Consider the following 20414-nt stretch of genomic DNA (forward strand, 5'->3'; position numbering starts at 1 on the left):
TGTTCTGGTGGTCAGCTCAGTGCCGTACGGTCGGCGACACCTCGTTGTGGGAGTTCAGCGGCACCACAGGCACCTGGCGGGTCGGGATCACCCCGTCGACCCCGGCCAGCAGGCGCCGTCCGGCCCGCTCCGGCCGGACGTTGGGGCTGTCGGCCGTGTGCGCCTGCGGTCGGCGGTTCGCCGCCCGGATCCGCTCCTCGTCCACCCGGACGCCCAGCCCGGGTGCGTCCCCGAGGATGAAGGCGCCATCCTCGACGTGCAGATCGATGGAGACACCGACCGGCGGGTGCAGGTCCTGCAACTCGCTGGTGAGGTGGTTCGGCACCGAGGTCGCGGCGTGCAGCAGGCCGACCGGACTGTTGCCGATCGGGCTGACCGGCAGGTCGTGGGCGTGGGCCAGGGCGGACGCCCGCAGGAAGTGGGTGACCCCCCAGACGGCCGCCATCTGGACGATGTCGACCGCGCCGGCGGCGATCAGCGGACGGTACTGTTCGAGCCCGGTGAGGTTCTCACCGGTGGCGACCGACGCGGAGACGCCTCGGCTGACCGCGGCGAGACCCTCGGCGTCCCAGCGCCGGACCGGCTCCTCGATCCAGATGAGGTCCAGGGTGCGTTCGATTTCGCAGACGTGCCGGACGGCCTGCTTGCGGGTCCACGCCTCGTTGACGTCGAGCATCAGGCCCGGCCGCCGGCCGTGCCCGGCCTCGGTGAGGACCTCCTTGACCAGGCTCAGGCGGTGCCGGTCGCGCTCGATGTCGAGACCGCCCTTGAGCTTGGCCGCCCGTAGGCCGTGGCTCGCGTAGACCTCGTACTCCGCGACGAGTTCGTCGTCGGTGAGCCCGATGTCCAGCCCGGACGCGTAGGCGGTGACCCGCCGGTCTCGCCCGCCCAGCAGCCGCCACAGCGGTTCGCCGGCGGCCTGTGCCTTGATGTCCCAGAGGGCGGTGTCCAGGGCGCCGATGGTGCCGAACACCGGCCCGGCGTGGCCGGCCTTGAAGGTGTGCCGCAACATGCGGTCGTACAGGGACGTCACGGCCCGGGGGTCTTCGCCCTCGATGGCTGGGAAGATCCGCTCGATCTCGACGTGCGGCCCGAGGCCGACTCCCGAGATGCCCTCGTCGGTGTCGACGATGACGATCGAGACCGGGACCACCCCGTCGGCGAACACCCCGTTGGCGTCGCCGACGGGTCGCCCCCATTCCTGGACCGTGGTGAGCGTCCGATATCCCGTGATCCGCATGTCAACCCTTCGTGGAACCGGCGGCTACACCGTCGGCAATTTGGCGCTGGAGGAACAGGTAGACCAACAGGACGGGTATTGCCGCGATCAGCACCCCGGAGGCGAAGGTGGGGATGTTGTCGGAGTACTGCCCGCGCAACGAGGTCACCCCGATCATGAGCGTCCGGTGATCGGCCGACGGCATCATCACCAGCGCCATGAGGACGTCGTTCCAGCAGAACAGGGCGTTGAGGATGCCGACCGACAGCAGCGCCGGGGTGCCCAGGGGCAGCATGATCCGGCGGTACACGCCGTACACGGTGCTGCCGTCGATCCGCGCGGCGTCGACGATCTCCGGCGGGATGCCCTTGTAGTAGCTCGTCATGAGGAAGACCGTGAAGGGCAGGAACTGGGCCACGTAGACCAGGATCAGGCCGGGGTACGTGTCGATGAGCGCGGTGTCGGCCATGATCCGAGCCAGCGGCACCATGATCACCTGGAACGGGATGAAGAGGCCCGCGAGGCAACCCAGGAACAATGCCGACGAGCCGCGGAACCGCAGCTGGCTCAGGGCGAAGCCGGCCATCGACCCGAACAGCAGCAGCAGGAGCACCGACACCGTCACCACGAACAGCGAGTTCACGAAGTAGCGGCCCATGCCGACGCTGGTCCACGCCGCGCTGATGTTCTCCCAGCGCAGGGCGTCGGTCAGGCCGAACCGGTCGAGGATGTAGTCACGCCGGGTCTTCATCGCGACGTTGGCGGTGAACAGCAGGGGGTAGATCGTCGCCAGGGCGAGCAGCGACATGGGGATGGCGATCAGCCACCGTCCCAGGCGGAGGCGAGACATCAATCCTCCTTTCCGGATCGTTCGAGCAGCTTGATCTGAAGAAGCCCCACGACGAGCATGATCATGAAGAGGATCGTCGAGGCTGCCGACGCGAGAGCCGGACGGTTCATCTGGCCCTGCTGCTTCCAGATGTAGAACTCCGGTAGGTACGTCGACCCCTCCGGCCCACCGCTGGTCATCACGAAGAGCAGCCCGAACATCGAGGTCAGCATCCCGATCATCGTGGTCACGAAGACGAACTGGATGGTGCGCGACAGGGCCGGGATGATCACGTGCCAGACGACCTGGCGCAGCGACGCCCCGTCCACCCGGGCGGCGTCCAGGAGCGCGGCGTCCAGCGTGGCGAAACCGGCGAGGAACACCACCAGCGCCATGCCGAAGGTGGCCCAGATGTGCACGCCCGCCACCATGAACATCGCGATGTCCGGGTCCCCGAGCCAGTCCACCGGACCGACACCGAACGACCCGAGCACGGCGTTGAGGGGGCCGTCGAAGGCGAGCAACAGGTTGAAGATCGCACCGACGATGACCGGCGAGAGCACCGCCGGAAAGAAGTAGACGCTGCGGTAGAAGCGGTGGCCCGGCACCCGGAGGTAGATGAACGTCGCGAGCAGACCGGGGATCGCCACCGCCACCGGCAGGAGCAGTACCAGCAGCCCGACGTTGCTCAGCGCGGTCCGGAACAGCGGATCCCCGAACAACTCGCGGTAGTTGCCGAATCCGACAGCGGTCCCGTTCTGCGCGCCGTCACCGGTGAAGGAGAAGTTGACGCCCAGCAGCAGCGGGTAGAGCCGCAGCAACACGATGATCAGGACGGCCGGAAGGACCAGGATGTAGGGGGCGAAGCGCTCGGCCCGCGGGCCGCCACGGTTGCGACGGGGTCGTACGCCACTCTGATGCGCGGCGGGGGGGACCGCCGCCCCGCCGGCCCGTCCGGCCGAAGCCGGACGGACCGACGGTTGCGTGTTTCCGATCGGCACGAGGTCAGCCCGCCTGGTCGGAAGCGGCCAACTGCTTCACCACCTCGTCGACGGTGACCGAACCGCTGAGCAGCTGCTGGGAGAGGCGCCCCATCAGGTCCAGCGTCTTCGAGGAGAGCGCCACGTGCAGAGCGGGCTTGCCGCTCTTCAGCTCGCTGACGATCGTGCCGACGGCCGGCCCGGCCTGCGACACGTCGATGGTGGTGTCGGCGGCGATCGCGCCGGCGTCGGCGTAGAAGGCCTTCAACGCGTCGGCCGAGCTCAGGGAGCGCACCAGGTCGGCGGCCACCTTCGGGTCCTTCGTCCACTTGGCGACCGCGTAGCCGATGCCACCGTCGTACGGGAGGCTCGGGGTGGTGCCGGCGGTGACGATCGGGGCCTTCATGACGCCGAGCTGCTCCGGGGTCAGGAACTCGTTGAAGTCCTGCCAGTGCCCCACGTCCGACATCAGACCCATCACGTGGGCGGCCTTACCGGACTGGAAGAGGGCGAAGGAGTCGTTGAACATGGCGGTCGAGTTGGCCCCGTCGCTGTTCATCTTCTTGTCGCCGGCCTCCTTCCACGTCTGGAAGATCCGCTTGACGTTTGGCGACTTCCAGTCGCGCTTGCCGGCGATCCAGGAGTCGTACTCCGCGGTGGTCAGGGTGGTGGAGCCCAGGCTGGAGAGCCAGAACTGGATGCCGACGCCCTCCTTGTTGCCGAGGGCGAAGCACTTGGCGCCCTTCGTGGCGATGACGGCGCAGTCGGCGACGAACTTGTCCCAGGTGGTGGCCGGGGTCGCCGGGTCGAGGCCGGCCTTCCGGTAGATTTCCTTGTTGTAGTAGATGGGGTAACCCTGCAGCGTCACCGGGGCGGCGTAGGTCTTGCCGTCCTTGGCGAACGCCTCCCAGCCGGCCAACCGCTGCCTGTCCTCGGCCACGTACTCGTCGAGGGGCACCAGCGCGTCCACCCGGTCGCGGATCTGGCCGCCACCGTTGAACAGCATGACGTCCGGGCCCTTGCCGGACTGGATCGCCGCACCGAGCAGGGTGTAGTACTGGTCGAAGGGCTGTGCGACGAACTCGACCTCGACGTCGGGGTGCTTCTTCTTGAAGTCGGCCTTGGCCTTGTCCAGATAGGATTTGGCGAACGGCTCACCGGACTTCCAGTCCCACACCACCAACTTGCCGTCCGAGCTGGTTGACTTGCCCGAATCGCTAGCACTTCCACAACCGGCCAGGGCCAGGCTCACAACGAGGACGGCCGACCATATTGCGCGCTGTCTCATCGATTGTCACCTCTGTATGGGGGGTGGCCGGCGGGCGCCCCGCGAGCCAAATGTTGACCGGAAGGTAACTCGTATGACGTGTGACGTCAACAGTCGGCCGTACACTGACCCGGACGTCGTGCCACGGCGAGCCATTCGGAGGGGGACATGACGCCACCGCAGGAGACAGCCCTGAACAGCCCGGCAACCCCGGCGTGGGTGCGTCGGCCGACCAACCTCGCCAGGGCGGTCACCGCCGAACTGGTGGAGCGCATCGTCCGCGGCGTACACCCGTCCGGGACCTCCCTGCCCCCCGAGCCGATCCTCTGCGAGACCTTCGGCGTGAGCCGGACCGTCGTCCGGGAAGCGGTGAAGATCCTTCAGGAGAAGGGGCTGGTGCAGGTCCGCCAGGGCGCCGGCACCATGGTCACCCCGCCGTCACACTGGGACATGCTCGACGAGTTGGTCCTCGCGGCGACCATCGCGGTGGACGACAGCCTCGCCATCCTCGACGACCTGGTCGTCACCCGACGGGTGCTGGAGTCCGACATGGCGAACGTCGCCGCCCGCCTCGCGGACGCCGAGACCGTCGATCGACTGCGGGCCATGGTGGACCGGATGGACGAACTCGTCGACGACCACGTCACCTACCACGACCACGACCGGGCCTTCCACGACACGATCATGCAGACCTCCGGGAACCGCATCGCCCGTGGTGTCGTCCGCGCGCTGGAGAGCCAGGTCATCAACACCGCCCGGTACATGGGCCGCACCGAACGCGCATTGTGCGTGGCGTCCAACCAGGGTCACCGACGCATCTACGAACGCATCGCCGCCCACGATCCCAACGGCGCCGCCGAGGCGATGTTCACCCACATCACCGAGGCCTGGCTGGTCCGCCGCAGTGGCTCGGGGAGCCCGGTCCGCCTCGAACGCTGACCGTCCCGGGCGAACCAACGGCGCCCACCCCCGAGGTACGGGAGCGGGCGCCGCCGGCTGAGGCCGAGAGGTGTCACGAGAACTGGGCGAAGAACCTCCAGATCTCACCCTTGGTCCAGGTCGTGATGCCGCTCTCGGCGTAGGTGCCGTCGACCGGGCCGGGCATGTGACCGTTGTCGTACGCGGCCCACTGCACCGGGTAACCGGCCCGGCAGCCCGAGTACGTGGTCGTGACGTGCGTGCGGCTTCCGGCTGCCGGCTCGCGCGGGCTCTGCGCGGTGCAGCCGTTGTTCCGGACGAACGTGTCGCGCAACGCCCGGCCACCCGAGATGCCCAGGACGTTGTCCGAGATGCCGTGCAGCCCGAAGTACGCGATCGGCTGCGTACCGCCACTGCAACCGCTGATCTGCCCACCGGAGATGACCGCCACGGCGCGGAAGACGTTGGCCCGCGCGCAGGCGACGGCGTAGCTCATGCCGCCACCCCAGCTGAAGCCGAGCGCGAACCGCTGCCGCGGGTTGACGCAGAGGCTGCTCTCGATCCGGCTGATCATGTCGTCGACGAAGGTGATGTCCTCACCGCCGGAGTTGCCCCAGCCGTTGCCGAATCCCTGGGGCGCCACCAGGATCGCGCTGTTGTTCGACTGCTCCTGCTGCCCGTAGTAGGACCACGCGGTCCCGCTGGTGCCGCCGGAGGAGATCTCCTGCATGGTGCCGCCCCGCCAGTGGAAGGCGAAGATCAGCCGGTAGGGGTTGCTGTTGTTGTAGTTGGCGGGCACCCGCAGGATGAAGGTTCGGCTCTTGCCGTTGCTCTGGATCGTGTGCGTGCCGCTGGCCAGCGTCGGCGCCTTGCCGCATCCGCTGCCACCCGAGGGCGGTGGGTTGCCACCGTCGACGGGGACGAGTTGCCACTGCTGGTTGGTGCCGCCCCAGTCGGCGTACTGCACCACGTTCCCACCATCGGCGGTGGACGCGCCCTGCACCTCCACCGCCTTGTTGCTGTTGCGGTTGATCAACCGAACATAACCACCGTCCGAGTCCGCCAACCGGAACTGCTGGTTCGTCCCATTGAGATCAGCCCACTGCACGATCGCACCACCATCAGCCGTGGAGAAGCCACTGACGTCGAGCACCTTGCCCGAGTGCCGCGACTTCACCCGGTAGTAGCCACCCCCGGAATCCACGAACTGCCACTGCTGATTGACCCCGTTGTTACGCGTCCACTGACTGACCCGCGCCCCGTCATTCGTAGCCGAGGCGTACAGGTCCAACGCCTTACCGCTGTTCCGGTTCACCAGCACGTACCACGCGTTCGTGTCCACTGTCGCTGCCGCCGCAGGCGCCGCGTTGACCGCGACGAGTGTGCTGGCTGCCATGACCGCGGCCGCCGCCGCGGCCAACCCTGACCGCCAGCGACGTCTCTGTCGAGAGGCGGGACGAGCCTCACCGAGGGCTTTCATGGTCCACTCCTTCGATCGGGGTCACCACGAGCGGAACGCCCGCGCGTGCCCTGGCGTGCGTGCCGGCGTCCTGGTGGTGGCGTCAGCACGTCTGGGGTGTTGGGTGCGGGCATCCTGCGGCCAGCGGCGCACGTCGATGGCGATGCCACGATCCGGGCTTCGAAGCAGGCCCGCGCCAAACGGCGCGGTGCGACGTGCTGGCTCCCGGCGACCGCGTGGCCCGCGGGGTGAAAATTAGCGGTAAAGACGTCATACGTCAAACGACTGCCGTCGATCCGATCGATCGACCGACAACGACAACCTGGCGGCCACGGCGGCCCGCCCGGACGGGGCGGGCCGCCGTTCGTCACACCTCGCCCGGGCTGGCACCGGCCGGATCCCGATCGGCCGGCAGCTCCCACTTCCCCAGGTCGATGGCGCCGGTCGCTAGCCGATCCGGACCAGTTGCCACTGCTGGTTGGTGCCGCTCCAGTCGGCGTACTGCACGACGTTTCCACCATCGGCGGTGGATGCGCCCTGCACCTCGACGGCCTTGTTGCTGTTGCGGTTGATCAGGCGCACGTAGCCGTCAGCCGAGTCCGCGAGCCGGAACTGCTGGTTCGTGCCGTTGAGGTCGGCCCACTGCACGATCGCGCCGCCGTCGGCGGTGGAGAAGCCGCTGACGTCGAGCACCTTGCTGGAGTTGCGGGACTTCACCCGGTAGTAGCCACTGCCCGAGTCGACGAACTGCCACTGCTGGTTGACCCCGTTGTTGCGCGTCCACTGGCTGATGCGCGCCCCGTCGGTGGTGGCCGAGGCGTACACGTCCAGCGCCTTGCCGCTGTTCCGGTTCAGCAACACGTACCAGGCGCTGGTGTCCACCCCGGAGCCCGGCGGGGGCGTGGTGGGCGGGGTCGAGCCGCCGTTGAGGGCGTCCAGGACGGCGGTGTACGCGGCCTTCTTGTTGCCGTTGCAGTCGAACAGCAGGGCGTTGTCGGACCCACGCCACGAGTCGCAGTCCCGCACACCCCAGGTGGTGATTCCCGTGCAGCGCGAGACGTTCATGCACGCGCGGGTAACGGCGCCGAAGATGTTCGCCTGGTTGCCGCCGGTCATCACGTCCAGCTCGGTGATCTGCACATCCACACCGAGATCGGCGAACCGCTGCAGGTTGGCCTGGTAGTCACCGGCCAACGAGGTGCCCAGGTGCGACTGGAACCCCACGCAGTCGATCGGCACACCACGGGACTTGAAGTCCCGCACCATGTTGTAGATGCCCGTCGACTTCGCGTTGATCCCGTCGGTGTTGTAGTCGTTGTAACACAACTTCGCACCCGGGTCCGCCGCCCGCGCCGCCCGGAACGCCGCCTCGATCCAGTCATTGCCGGTGCGCTGCAGGTTCGAGTCACGCCGCCCGCCACCACCACCATCGGCGAACGCCTCGTTCACCACGTCCCAGGCATAGATCTTGCCCCGGAAGTGCGTCGCCACCTGCGTGACATGGTTGATCGCCGCGTTACGCAACGCGCTACCGGACATGCCCTGCGCCCAACCCGGCTGCTGGGCGTGCCACAACAACGCATGACCCCGCACGCTCATGCCATTGGCCTGCGCGTGACTGACCAGACGATCACCACCGGTGTAACTGAACCGACCCTGCTGCGGCTCGGTGGCGTCCCACTTCATCTCGTTCTCAGGCACGACACTGTTGAACTCACGGTTCAGAATCGTCGTGTACGCGCTGGTGGACAACTTGCCCGTCGCGACAGCCGCGCCGAAGTAGCGGCCCTTCTCGGCGGCGGCCGCCTTCAGGGTCGTGCCGGCACCGGACGCGGGAGTCAGCGCCACCGTCATACCGGTGGTGAGGGCGACGGCGATGGTCGCCGCTGCCAGCATTGTTCTCATGGGTTTCATGGCGTTCCTTTTCAGTGGTTGCATCGGTGGTGGTGATGTGCCACTTCGCTCGGGACGACTGATCGGGACGATCGTCCTGGCCGCCCGGCATCAGCACACAGGCCGAGAGGGCTGTCGCCGGCAACTGCCGGGTCCCGAGGTGACGTCCGCCTGCCCTTGCGGACGTCGTGATCCGAGGTACGACCCGTGCGGCTCGCCCGGTGAGCCACGGCAGCGATCGTCCTCTATATCGAGAGTGAGCGATAACATGCCGTACGTCAAGATGTAACGAGTCGTTCACGCCGATCTCCCGCAACGCCACCTTTCGCCCGGTCCCGGAGACCCAGGGCAACCGTGCTCAGCCGCCGCCCGACCAGCGGACGGGCCGTGCCAGCGTGCCGCCGGGACCGCACCGGACGGCAACCCTGTTATCGCTCACAGTCGTCGGCCGACGGTGACCGCCGCACCCTTCACGAGCACCCGGTGGCCGAGCCACCCGCAGGCCGCTGCGCCGGTGGCAGGTCGGCGCGCACTCCGGCGAGCAGGTCGGCCGTGGTGTGGGCCTCGATGCCGGGCTGCGCGGCGCCGGCGATCCCCTCGACGACCGCCCGGACGTGTCGCTCGGCGGGTACGGCGAGGCCGTCGTAGACGGCCGCGAACAGCTCCCGCGCCGGACGTCTGAGCCATTCGGTTGGGAGGAGTTCCACGGGCAACTGCGGATCGAGGACGGGGAAACGCCGGAAGGTGTCCATGACCTCGGTACGGGCTCGCACTGCGGCGGCACCATCGACCTGCCCGGTCAGCACTTCGGGCAACAGTGGCGTCCAACGCCGGAGGAACGCGTCGTAACTCCGGCTGATGGCCTCGATGTCCCAGGCCTCGATCGGCGCACGGTGGATGGTCGAGGCGAGCGCGGTCTGCCGCGCGCGAAACACAGTCACGGCGCCGAGGGTGAGCCGGTCGAGTTCGGCCCGAGCCGCGGGGGTCAACTCCTGCGGCGAGATCCACAACCCGTCGTACAGCGGCGCGTAACCGAGCCACCGCAGTTGCGCCCGCAGGGCCCGGCGCTGCGTACTGCGATCCTGCGGTAGCGAGAACGCGATGAGCGTCCAGCACCCGTCCCACCGCGCCGTCGAGGTGGTGGAGGCGAGGATCCACTGCCCTCCGGCGGAGAGGTTGGCGGCGGCGGCGTGGCTGAGCCGGTAGGAGCTGCGCCGCCCCAGTCGACTGCCCTCCAAGACGCCACGGCGGGCCAACCGGCTGATCGCGGTCCGCGCTCCGGCCGTCGTCACGCCGGTCTCCCCGAGCAGCGCGACGATGGCGGCGGACGGGAGGGCGGCACGGGTCCGCAGCGTGTAGTCGGCCAACAGGGTCACCGCGACACCCTGGGGTGAGTTGCCGACCTGCTTGCGAGGCAGCCGGAGGGGGTGCTCTCCATCGTCCGGATAGATCTCGTCGATGTCGAAGGGGCTTGCCACAGGCGCTCCGTGCTCCTCGGGGACAGCAGAACGACTGTAGACGGACCGTCGCCACACAGATCGAGGTTGCTCGATTGACACTTGTTGGTCCGGGGGGAACACTAAATGCCACGCGACGCCATCCGAAGCCGGGCCGGGCGAGCCACAGGTAGCGGGCCTCGTGCGACCACCGCGGGAGTCGGGCACACCCGCGACCGGATCGCACGGCCGATCCAGCCTGCACAGGCAACGAAGGAGTCGTCCGTTGAAGACCAGAAGGAAACTACTGTTCGCCCTGGCCGCGTCACTGGTGGCCGCCGGCCTGGTGGTCCCCACGGTCGGGCCCGCGTACGCGGCGTCACTGACCGAGGTGACCAGCTTCGGTGACAACCCGGGCCGGATGCGCATGCACGTCTACGTGCCGGACAACCGCCCGGCCCGGCCGGCGGTCGTGGTGGCCATGCATGGCTGCGGCGGGTCCGGTCCCGGCTTCTACTCCGGCAGCGAGTTCGCCAGCCTCGCCGACCGCTACGGATACATCGTGATCTACCCGTCCGCCACCCAGCAGGCCGGGTTCGGCAACTGTTTCGACGTCTGGTCGGACGCCGCCAAGCGACGTGGCGGTGGCAGCGACCCGGTGTCGATCGTCTCCATGATCCGGTACGTGCAACAGCAGTACGCGGCCGACCCGGACCGGGTCTACGCCACCGGCAGTTCGTCCGGCGGCATGATGACCAACCACATGCTGGCCCTCTATCCCGACCTGTTCAAGGCCGGCGCCGCGTTCATGGGCGTGCCGTTCACCTGCTTCGCCAACGCGGCGGACTTCCCGCCCACCAGCAGCCAGTGCACCGGCGGCACCATGAACCGGACCCCGCAGCAGTGGGGGGACGCGGTCCGCCAGGCGTACCCCGGCTACTCCCGGCCCCGCCCCCGCGTGCAGCTGTGGCACGGCACCAACGACACGCTCGTGCCGTACTCCCTCTTGCAGGAGGCGATCGAGCAGTGGACCAACGTGTTCGGGCTGAGCCAGACGCCCACCTCCACCGACACGCCCCAGGCCAACTGGAACCGACGCCGGTACGCCGACAGCGGCGGCACCGTCCAGGTGGAGGCGTACAGCATCCAGGGGGCCGGGCACAGCCTGCCCTCCGGCGGCATGGCCGCGTCCGCCATCGCGTTCTTCGGGCTGACCGACCCCACGACGCCGCCCGCGACCACGCCACCCCCGACCACGCCGCCTCCCACCACGCCGCCGCCGACCACCCCGCCGCCGGCTTCCGGCGCCTGTCGGGTGACCGTCGACGTCAACGCCTGGAACACCGGGCTGACCGAGAACATCACCGTCACGAACAGCGGCACCAACGCCGTCAACGGCTGGTCCCTGGTCTTCACCCTGCCGGGCGGGCAGACCATCACCTCGGGCTGGAACGCCACCTACTCGCCCAGCTCGGGGCAGGTGACGGCCCGCAACGTCGCCTACAACGGCGGCATCCCCGCCAACGGCTCGGTGAGCTTCGGCTTCCAGGCCACCCACACCGGTAACAACGCCCGACCGTCCTCGTTCACCCTCAACGGCGCGTCCTGCGCGGTCGCCTGAGCCCTGGTCGACGTCGACCCGAGCGTGCGCCGGTCACCACCATGTGGTGACCGGCGCGCGACTCGTTCGGGCGTCGCCGGGATCAGCGGTAACCGGCGGTCACCACGCTGGCCTGCACGGCGTTCTCGGTCGCGTCGGACGGATAGCCGGCGACCATCGCCCCCTCGTAGAAGGTGCCGGCGCTCAGGTTCGCGCCGCCGTCGGGCTTGCAGCAGTCACCGCCACTGCCCAGGATGATCGCGCCCTGCTTCTTCATCGGGCTGTATCCGGGCGGGAGCGAGCCGTCCCAGAGCGTGTAGAGGTTGCCGGCCTGCGCGTCGCTGCCCTTGATGGCGAAGCGGGACGTGCCGTTGTTCTTGAGCGTCGCGGTCACGAACTTGCTGGTGAACGCGCGCTGGTTGGGGTTCCAGGAGCTGCTCCCACCCGGGAACAGACCCCATTCGAGGTCCGCCTGCACCCAGGGGCCGCTGCCGGAGCAGCCGCCGAACCAGCACTGCTTGCCGAAGTTGATGGCGTCCATCGCCCCGGCGGCGTCGGCCTTCCGGGTCGTCTCGCTGTTGCCGTAGTCGAAGCAGCAGCCGCTGTTGACGTGGGTCCCGCTGGTCACCATGTACATGCCCTCGGGCGCCGCGCCGGTCGGTACGCCGGTGAGGTGCCCGTCGCGCCAGTAGCTGTTGCCGGGATTGATGTAGAGCGAGTACGCCTTCGCGCCGCCCACGGTCAGCGACTCCGAGGTCGCGATCGCCGGCTTGCTCTGCGGTGAGCCCGGAACGACGCTCGACCCCTGGTACCAGAGGTCGTTTCCGCGCCCGGACTGGTCGAAGACGACCGTGATCACGCAGGTCGTACCGGTGCAGAACGAGTCCTGCGTCGCCGCGTTGGCCGTGCCGCCGGTACCCGTCAGCCCGATGTTGCGGGTCGTGTTGTCCGACGAGCGTCGGACCTGGTAGAGGTTGCCGGCGTACGCCTCGTAGAGCGCCCGCGTGGTGCTGTGCGCCGCGATGCACGGCGTGCCGCCGGAGGCGTAGATGTCGCACGGGCGTGCCCCGGTCGGCGGGTTGGTCGGCGGCGGGGTGGTGGTCGGCGAGGCCCACTGCTGGTTGGCGCCGCCGTTGCAGGCCCAGAGGATGACCTTGGTGCCGTTCGCGGTGGCGGCGGCGTTGGCGTCCAGGCAGAGCCCGGACTGCACGCCGGTGATGGTGCCGTTGCTGTTGACGTTCCACTGCTGGTTGTTCTGGCCGTTGCAGTCCCAGATGATCGCCTGGGTGCCGTTGGTGGTACCTCGGCCGGAGGCGTCCAGGCACTTGTTGCCGTACACCTGGAGTTGCTTTGTCGACGTCCACGTCCAGGTCTGGCCGGCAGTGCCGTTGCAGTCCCAGAGTTGCGTCTGGGTGCCGTTGGTGGTGCTGGAGTTGGGCACCTCGAGGCAGCGGCCGGACGGCGTACCGATGATCGGGGTGCTCTGCCCAGGTGCGATGGCGGCCGCCACGGCGGCGGCCTCGGCGATCGGCGCCGAGGCACCGGGGGCGGCGCCGATGCCGACGAGAACGCCGACCAGCGCAGCCGCCAGGGCGGTCAGACGTCCGGCGCGCTGACGTCTCGGGATGGGATCACGGGCCTTTCCTGGCCCGACGGGGGACGGGGTTCGCACGAGGTGGCTCCTCGGAGTCGTGGAGGCGCGGTGGGGGTGTCGACGCGCCACGGAGGGCGGTGGCGATGGCGAATCGATTCGCAGCGAATGGTATGACCTTTGTTTTATTTATGTCAATGAATGCAACAGGGAGGTGACGCGCTGACCGTTGGGCGGACGACCAGCGCACCACCTCCCCCGGGACGCCTACCGCCCCAGGATCCGCCACGTCTGGTTCAACGGGCTGCCCTGGTTGACCGCCTTGCAGGTCCACTGGTGGACCAGCGCGCCGGCCGCCGTGGAGACGGCGTTGACATCGACACACTTGCCACTGTGCCGGGCGACGAGTTGGTAGTCGTGCGAGTCGTTGCCGGAGTAGGTCACCTTGCGCAGCGTGAACTGCTGGTTCTGGCTGTTCAGGCAGGTCCACTGGTGCACGGCCGCGCCGTCGGCGGTGGACACACCGCTGACGTCGAGGCACTTGCCGCTCTGCTGGTTGACCACCGTGTAGGTGTCGGCCACGCCGGCGACCGGGCGGAAGTTCCAGAGCTGCTGGTCACCGCCGTCGCAGTAGTTCTGCTGTTGGACGTTGCCGTCGGCGGTGCTCAGGCCGGCGTTGTTCAGGCACTGCTGGGAGTGCTGGGCCACCGCCACCGACTGGAAGCCGCCGTCCGAGGGGGGCAGCAGCGTGACGGTGTAGGTGTCGGTCTGGTTGGTGTACGGCAGGGTCACCGTGGCGTTGTTGTTGGACACGCCGACCAGGCTGTTCGAGACGGTGACCGGCCCCGCCACGGCGCCGCCACCGTTGTGCGGGATGCGTTGGGTGAGCACCCGGACCTGGTTGTTCTGCACGATGCCGCTGGTGGTGTCCAGGCGTTGCAGGTTGACGGTCAGGTTCCCGGTGGTACGACCACCGCCGACGAGCACCTTCGCCACCCCGGCCGTCTTCGTGGCGTACGCGTCGTACGACTGGCTGGGGGTCACCGCGACGATCTCCCCGACCTGGGAGGCGTAGTAGCGGTAGTTCCACCACTCCCCCTTGGGCTGGTGCTGACCGGCCGAGTTACGGCTCAACAGGTTGCCGAGGTCGTTGTGCAGGCTGCCGCCGCTGGCCCAGTTCGCCCGCAGGCCGTCGGCCCGGGCCCGCTCCAGGCGCGCGATGTACCAGGCGCCGTCGGCCGGGTTCTGCTCGTCGGGCGCGCCGTACTCGTTGATCTGGTACGGACGCGGGTGGGCGATGCCGCGCGGGTCGAGGGTGGCGTTGGCGGCGGCGACGTTCGCGACCGGGTCACCGGGCAGCGAGTGCCAACTGATGATGTCCGGCACCGTGTTGGTCGAGCGGACGAAGTCCAGGTACTGGTTCCAGAAGGCGTGGTTGGTCGACGGTACGCAGGCGCAACTCGGCCCGACGATGAGCTGGCTGGGGAACTCCGCCCGGATGCGCTGGTAGGTCCGCCGCCACAGTTCGAGGTACTGGGAGATCGGCCGGTTCCAGAAGATGGTGATGTTGGGTTCGTTCCAGATGTCCCACTGCACCGACAGCCCGGACGCCCGGACGTCGCTGATCAGGCGGGTCAGGAAGTTGTCGTAGTCGGTCCAGTTGCCGTTGTCACCGGGGAAGCGGGAGATTCCGGCGCCGTCGGCACCCCAGAGGTCGTGCGGCAGGATGATGAACTTCCCGCCGAGGGCGGTGGTCCGACGCGCCTGGGCGAGTGTGGAGTTCCAGCGACGGTCGTAGGTGCCGCCGACCCAGCCACTGCCCGGGAGCTGCGCGCCGCCGGCGCGCATGTACTGGAACTTGACGTCCCGGTAGAAGTGGTCGGCCGGACCGCTGGCGTTCTCGGTCATGCCGTAGATCCAGCCGGAGGCGCGGTAGGTCGGCGCACCGCTGGTGGTGGCGAAGTTGACGCTTATCGACTCGTCGGCGGCCTGTGCGGGGGACGAGACGACGGTGACGGCGGCAGCGGCGGCGAGCAGGCCGACGACGAGGCGGGCCACGAACACGCGGGCTCGTCCGGACCTGCTGCGGGACGGGGTTTTCACGGGCGGCTCCTTGGTGGGGCGCGGGGGACGCTCTCCGGAGGGCAGCGCTTGCGAATCGATTCGCACGGATCGTAGGACCGGGAACTGAACCATGTCAATGAAGTAACGGCGCGGTGACGTCCGTGTTGCCCAGCGCTCCTCCCAGCGCCGGCAACTGGCTATTGACCTTCGGGCATGGCCAGACCTATCTTCGGGCGAACCGATTCGTCGAATCGATTCGCCTCATGGTTGGACTGGTCCAACCCGCGACGATCACCTCACACACCCCACCTGACGATCGATTTGAAGTGAGGCACCACATGACCGGACTCAGTCGTCGGCGGCGCCTGGCCGCCGTCGCCGTGATAGCACTCGCCGCAGTGACGGCCAGCGCGTGCTCGTCGTCCGCCGACGGCCCCACCGACGGTGGCGCCTACCTCGTCTGGGACCCGTATCCGCAGTTCGCCGACGACTCCGAGTGGGTCGCGCTGCTCAAGAAGTGCGGCACCTCCGCGGGGGTGACGGTCGAGCGAACCGGCTACGACACCACCGACCTGACCAACAAGGCTCTGCTCGCCGCCCAGCAGGGAAACTCACCGGACGTACTGATCGTGGACAACCCGGTCATCTCGACTCTGGCCGAGGCGGGTGCGCTCACCACCACCGACGACAACAAGCTGGACGTCTCGGCCATGGAGAAGAACCTGCTCGGCGCCGGCCAGAGCGACGGCAAGACCTACGGGGTGCCGATCGGGGCGAACACCCTCGCCCTCTACTACAACAAGGACCTGCTCACCGCCGCCGGCGTCGACCCCGCCGCCGTCACGGACTGGACGTCACTGACCGCGGCACTGACCAAGGTCAAGGCCAAGGGGAAGAAGGGCATCACCTTCTCCGCGATCGGCACCGAGGAGGGCAGTTTCCAGTTCCTGCCCTGGTTCTGGGGGTCGGGCGCCCAACTGACCAGTCTGGACTCGCCGCAGGCGGTGACCGCGCTGACGCTCTGGACCGACTGGCTCAAGCAGGGCCACGCCCCCAACTCCGTCATCAACAACACCCAGACCACGAGCTGGCAGGAGTTCGCCACCGGCGACTTCGCGTTCGCCGAGAACGGCACCTGGCAGCTGGCCAACGCCGAGAAGCTCGGCTTCTCGTACGGCACGATCCCGATCCCGGCCAGCGCGGGCGGGCCGGCCCCGGCGCCCACCGGTGGTGAGTTCGTCTCCATCCCGGTGCAGAAGAACACCGGCCGGTACGAGACGTCGCAGAAGCTCGTCGCCTGTCTGACCAACGCCGACAACCTCCTCACCACGGACACCACGCTCTCCTACGTCGCACCCGTCGCCGCCGTACAGGAACGACAGGCGAGCGCGGACCCCAAGCTCAAGGTCTGGGTGGAGGCGGTCCGGGCAGCCAAGGGCCGCACCGGTGACAACCTCGGCACGAAGTACCCGAAGATCTCCGAGGCGCTGTGGACCGCGGTGCAGTCGGCCCTCAGCGGCGGGAAGTCGCCCCAGGAGGCACTGACCGCCGCGCAGACCGCCGCCACGACCAGGTAAGCGATCCGAACCGACACCATGCCCTCCACGACAGAGACCTCCACCGCCGTACGCGACCAGGGTGGGGCGGCGAGCGCCGCCCCACCCGGGCCTCCCCCGTCCCGTGCCCGCCGGCCCAGCCGCTGGTGGGCGTGGGGCTTCCTGGCACCCGTGACCATCTACCTGGCGGCTTTCTACGCCTACCCGCTCTACCGCAACGTCGAGTTGAGCCTGCGGGAGTACACCGTCCGCTCGTTCGTGCAGGGCGGGGCGCCCTTCGCCGGGCTCGACAACTATCGGACCGTGCTGACCGACCCGGCCTTCGGGCCGACACTGACGCACACAGTGGTCTTCACCGTGGCCTCGCTCGCCTTCCAGTTCACCATCGGCATGGCCCTGGCCCTCTTCTTCTACAAGCACTTCCCGCTGTCGCGCACGTTGCGGGCGCTGATCCTCGTACCGTGGCTGCTGCCCCTGATCGTCTCGGCATCGACCTGGTCGTGGCTGCTCAACAGCGATTCGGGGCTGGTCAACGCGGCGCTCGGCGTCGTCGGGGTCGACCCGGTCAACTGGCTCACCTCGCCGGGCTGGTCACTCACCTCGGTGATCATCGCGAACGTCTGGATCGGCATCCCGTTCAACCTGGTGGTGCTGTACAGCGGCCTGCAGGCGATCCCGACGGAGATGTACGAGGCGTCCGCGCTCGACGGCGCGACGGGGTGGCAACGGTTCTGGGGGATCACCTTCCCGTTGCTGCGTCCGGTCTCCGCGATCACGCTGCTGCTGGGGTTGGTCTACACGCTGAAGGTCTTCGACCTCATCTGGATCATGACCAGGGGTGGCCCGACCGGCTCCTCCGCCACGCTCGCCACCTGGTCGTACCGGCTCGGCTTCGGCAATCTGCTGCCCGAGTTCGGCCCGGGCGCGGCCATCGGGAACCTGCTCATCGTGCTGGCCCTGATCGCCGGCCTCGTCTACATCCGGATCGAGCGGAGGCAGCAGCTGCGATGACCACCTCGACGCCGCGGGCCTGGTGGAAGACCGGCGTCGGCCTGGTGCTGACCGGGTTGATGCTCTTCCCCGTCTACTGGATGATCAACGTGTCCTTCACCCGGGACCAGGACATGCGGGCCAGTCCCCCGCACCTGTTCCCCACCAACGGCACCCTGGACGGCTACCGGGCGGTGCTCGACCAGCAACTGCCCTACCTCGGCACCAGCTTCGTGGTCGGCCTCGGCACGGTGGCGCTGACCGTGGCGCTGGCCGCCCCCGCCGGCTACGCGCTGGCGAAGCTCCGGCCACCCGGCGGGCCGGCGCTGAGTTTCCTGCTGCTGATCGCGCAGATGATCCCGGGAATCATCATGGCGATGGGCTTCTACGCCATCTATCTCACCCTCGGCGTCCTCAACACGTTGCCCGGCCTGATCCTGGCCGACACCACGCTCGCGGTGCCGTTCGCTGTCCTGATCTTCACGGCCTTCATGTCCGGCATCCCCGACGAACTACTCCAGGCCGCCGTGGTCGACGGCGCGGGTCGACTGCGGACCTTCTGGTCGGTCGTTCTGCCGGTCAGCCGCAACTCGATCGTCACGGTGTCGCTCTTCGCGTTCCTGTGGTCCTGGTCGGACTTCATCTTCGCCTCGACCCTCGCCGGCGGCGGCGACCACCAGCCGATCACCCTCGGCATCTACCACTACATCGGCAACAACAACCAGCAGTGGAACGCCATCATGGCCACCGCCGTCGTCGCCTCGATCCCCGCCGCCGTGCTGCTGATCCTGGCCCAGCGGTACGTCTCGATGGGTGTGACCGCCGGCGCCGTCAAGGACTGACCACCGCGGCGGTCGAGGACAGACCACCCGCACCACAGAAAGGCACCCGCCACCCATGACCGTCGCCCCGTCCGGTCCGGAGTTCCCCATCCAGGACATCCCGTTCAGCTACCGCGGATCCTGGTTCAACATCTCCCCGGTGGTAGCCGAGAAGACGTACGCCGACGACCTGCACCTGGTCTCCCACCAGACCGGGCTGCACCCCGTACTGCGTCTCGCCCCCACGGTCGCCGGCGCCACAGTCGTCGCCACACCCGCGCTGTTGACCTGGCACAACGGGGCCGACCGGATCGAGGCCGTCTACGACGGACCGGACACCCTGCGGATCCGGGGCCACCGGCTCGGCCTGCGGGTGGCCGCCGCCGCGCACACCCTCACCCCGTTCAGCGGCACCTACCTGTACGCCGACCCGGTCGACGGGTCACACGTGTTCACCTCGTACGAGACCGGTCGCCGCTACCGGATCACCGTGCTCACCGGCGCCCTGTCGCGGATCGACGGCGCGCAGGCGCTCGGCACCGCCGACCGGTCCCTCGACCTTCCCGGCGACCAGCCCTGGGAGATCGCCATCGAGGAGTACGCCACGGCGCGCCGCCCGTACGCCCGATCGGCCACCTTCGAGCAGTTGTGCCGCGACCGGCTCGCGGAGTTCACCGCGTTCGTCGACGCGATCGCGCCCTGGCGTGGTCCGGAGACGCCGGCCGCCGAGCTGGCCGCGTACGTCCTGTGGTCGGCCACGGTCTCCCCGGCGGGCTTCGTCACCCGGCCGGCCGTCCTGATGTCCAAGCACTGGATGGACAAGGTGTGGAGCTGGGACCACTGCTTCAACGCGATCGCCCTGGCGGCCGGCGACCCGGAGCTGGCCTGGCACCAGTTCCAGCTGCCCTTCGACCACCAGGACGAGGCCGGTGCCCTGCCCGACTCGGTCACCCACTCCGAGGTCCTGCACAACTACGTCAAGCCCCCCATCCACGGCTGGGCCCTCCGTCACCTGCGCCGACGCCTCCCCCAGCCGCCGGACCGGGCGGCGCTGGCGCAGACGTACGACCGGCTTGCCCGCTGGTCCGAGTTCTGGCTCGACGCGCGGCGCGCCCCCGGCCACGACCTGCCGCACTACCAGCACGGCAACGACAGCGGATGGGACAACGCCACCACCTTCGACGACAACCGGGTCGTCGAGACGGCCGACCTCGCCGCGTTCCTGGTCTCGCAACTTCGCTGCCTCGCCGACCTCGCCACCGAGCTGGGTGAGCCCGCCGCCCGCTGGTCCCGGGAGGCCGACCGGATCCACGAGGCCATGCTGCGCGACCTGTGGGACGGCGAACGCTTCTGCGCCCGTGACCCGCACACCGGGCACCGGCGACGGAGCCGCAGCCTGCTCGACCTGATGCCCGTCGCACTCGGGGCCGACCTGCCGGCCCCGGTCGCCGCCGCGCTGGCGCGAGGCGTGGAAACCCACCTGACCACGCACGGGCTGGCCACCGAGCCAACGGACTCGGCCCACTACCTCGCCGACGGCTACTGGCGTGGCCCGATCTGGGCGCCCTCCACAGTCCTGGTCGAGGACGGCCTGCGCCGGGCCGGGCAGACCCGGATCGCCGACGACATCAGCCGGCGGTTCCTCGCGCTGTGCGAGAAGTCCGGCTTCGCGGAGAACTTCGACGCCGAGACCGGCGCCGGGCTGCGGGACCGCGCGTACACCTGGACCGCCAGCAGCTATCTCATCCTCGCCGCCGCTGCGGAGGAACGGCGGGTCAGGGGCGCATAGCC

Annotated in this window: 15 protein-coding genes; 6 read left to right on the top strand and 9 right to left on the bottom strand. The window is 68.8% G+C overall.

Going from position 1 to position 20414, the window contains the following annotated elements:
- Window positions 1–16: 16 nt before the first annotated feature.
- Genes ACFYL6_RS31740 through ACFYL6_RS31755 form a run of 4 tightly spaced genes read right to left on the bottom strand, consistent with a single transcriptional unit; the run spans window position 17 to window position 4316 of the window.
- Entirely contained in the window at window positions 17–1240 is a 1224-nt protein-coding gene (locus ACFYL6_RS31740) for a mandelate racemase/muconate lactonizing enzyme family protein (protein WP_387176912.1), read from the bottom strand.
- A gap of 1 nt (window position 1241) precedes the next feature.
- A complete protein-coding gene (locus ACFYL6_RS31745) occupies window positions 1242–2069 on the bottom strand; it encodes a carbohydrate ABC transporter permease (protein ID WP_387176913.1) in 828 nt (275 codons plus the stop codon).
- Window positions 2069–3049 (bottom strand): carbohydrate ABC transporter permease, encoded by a 981-nt coding sequence (locus tag ACFYL6_RS31750; protein ID WP_387176914.1) that lies wholly within the window; start codon window positions 3047–3049, stop codon window positions 2069–2071. Before ACFYL6_RS31750 ends, ACFYL6_RS31745 begins: the two co-directional genes overlap by 1 nt.
- Window positions 3050–3053: 4 nt before the next feature.
- On the bottom strand, window positions 3054–4316 hold the full coding sequence (locus ACFYL6_RS31755; RefSeq protein WP_387176915.1) for an ABC transporter substrate-binding protein: 1263 nt from the start codon (window positions 4314–4316) through the stop codon (window positions 3054–3056).
- A gap of 147 nt (window positions 4317–4463) precedes the next feature.
- On the opposite strand from ACFYL6_RS31755, the gene ACFYL6_RS31760 reads away from it, so the two are divergent.
- A complete protein-coding gene (locus ACFYL6_RS31760) occupies window positions 4464–5234 on the top strand; it encodes a FadR/GntR family transcriptional regulator (protein WP_387176916.1) in 771 nt (256 codons plus the stop codon).
- A gap of 73 nt (window positions 5235–5307) precedes the next feature.
- On the opposite strand, the gene ACFYL6_RS31765 is transcribed toward ACFYL6_RS31760, so the two are convergent.
- The 3 genes from ACFYL6_RS31765 to ACFYL6_RS31775 all read right to left on the bottom strand — a co-directional run bounded on the left by ACFYL6_RS31765 (window position 5308) and on the right by ACFYL6_RS31775 (window position 10043).
- The gene (locus tag ACFYL6_RS31765) at window positions 5308–6609 is read right to left on the bottom strand and encodes an RICIN domain-containing protein (protein WP_387176917.1); all 1302 of its coding nucleotides are present in this window, start codon (window positions 6607–6609) and stop codon (window positions 5308–5310) included.
- Window positions 6610–7119: 510 nt separating this feature from the next.
- Window positions 7120–8577: an endo-1,4-beta-xylanase gene (locus ACFYL6_RS31770; protein WP_387176918.1), complete on the bottom strand. Its 1458-nt coding sequence runs from the start codon at window positions 8575–8577 to the stop codon at window positions 7120–7122.
- Between the two features lie 458 nt (window positions 8578–9035).
- Window positions 9036–10043 carry a PaaX family transcriptional regulator C-terminal domain-containing protein gene (locus tag ACFYL6_RS31775; protein WP_387176919.1) on the bottom strand — a complete coding sequence of 336 codons (1008 nt, stop codon included), beginning with the start codon at window positions 10041–10043 and terminating at the stop codon, window positions 9036–9038.
- 244 nt (window positions 10044–10287) lie between these two features.
- On the opposite strand from ACFYL6_RS31775, the gene ACFYL6_RS31780 reads away from it, so the two are divergent.
- Complete coding sequence (locus ACFYL6_RS31780; protein WP_387176920.1) at window positions 10288–11622, top strand: PHB depolymerase family esterase; 1335 nt, start codon at window positions 10288–10290, stop codon at window positions 11620–11622.
- An 82-nt stretch (window positions 11623–11704) separates the two neighbouring features.
- On the opposite strand, the gene ACFYL6_RS31785 is transcribed toward ACFYL6_RS31780, so the two are convergent.
- Both ACFYL6_RS31785 and ACFYL6_RS31790 read right to left on the bottom strand, forming a co-directional pair.
- Window positions 11705–13273, bottom strand: a complete 1569-nt coding sequence (locus tag ACFYL6_RS31785; protein WP_387176921.1) for an arabinofuranosidase catalytic domain-containing protein — start codon at window positions 13271–13273, stop codon at window positions 11705–11707.
- Window positions 13274–13459: 186 nt separating this feature from the next.
- A complete protein-coding gene (locus ACFYL6_RS31790; protein WP_387176922.1) occupies window positions 13460–15295 on the bottom strand; it encodes an RICIN domain-containing protein in 1836 nt (611 codons plus the stop codon).
- Between the two features lie 299 nt (window positions 15296–15594).
- On the opposite strand from ACFYL6_RS31790, the gene ACFYL6_RS31795 reads away from it, so the two are divergent.
- Genes ACFYL6_RS31795 through ACFYL6_RS31810 form a run of 4 tightly spaced genes read left to right on the top strand, consistent with a single transcriptional unit; the run spans window position 15595 to window position 20412 of the window.
- On the top strand, window positions 15595–16833 hold the full coding sequence (locus ACFYL6_RS31795) for an extracellular solute-binding protein (RefSeq protein ID WP_387176923.1): 1239 nt from the start codon (window positions 15595–15597) through the stop codon (window positions 16831–16833).
- Window positions 16834–16851: 18 nt separating this feature from the next.
- A complete protein-coding gene (locus tag ACFYL6_RS31800) occupies window positions 16852–17823 on the top strand; it encodes a carbohydrate ABC transporter permease (RefSeq protein WP_387176924.1) in 972 nt (323 codons plus the stop codon).
- A complete protein-coding gene (locus ACFYL6_RS31805; protein ID WP_387176925.1) occupies window positions 17820–18644 on the top strand; it encodes a carbohydrate ABC transporter permease in 825 nt (274 codons plus the stop codon). The genes ACFYL6_RS31800 and ACFYL6_RS31805 overlap by 4 nt, the downstream gene beginning before the upstream one ends.
- Window positions 18645–18699: 55 nt before the next feature.
- Window positions 18700–20412: an amylo-alpha-1,6-glucosidase gene (locus ACFYL6_RS31810; RefSeq protein WP_387176926.1), complete on the top strand. Its 1713-nt coding sequence runs from the start codon at window positions 18700–18702 to the stop codon at window positions 20410–20412.
- Window positions 20413–20414: the final 2 nt, after the last annotated feature.

This window comes from Micromonospora sp. NPDC007208 (assembly GCF_042869175.1).
Classification (GTDB): domain Bacteria; phylum Actinomycetota; class Actinomycetes; order Mycobacteriales; family Micromonosporaceae; genus Micromonospora; species Micromonospora foliorum.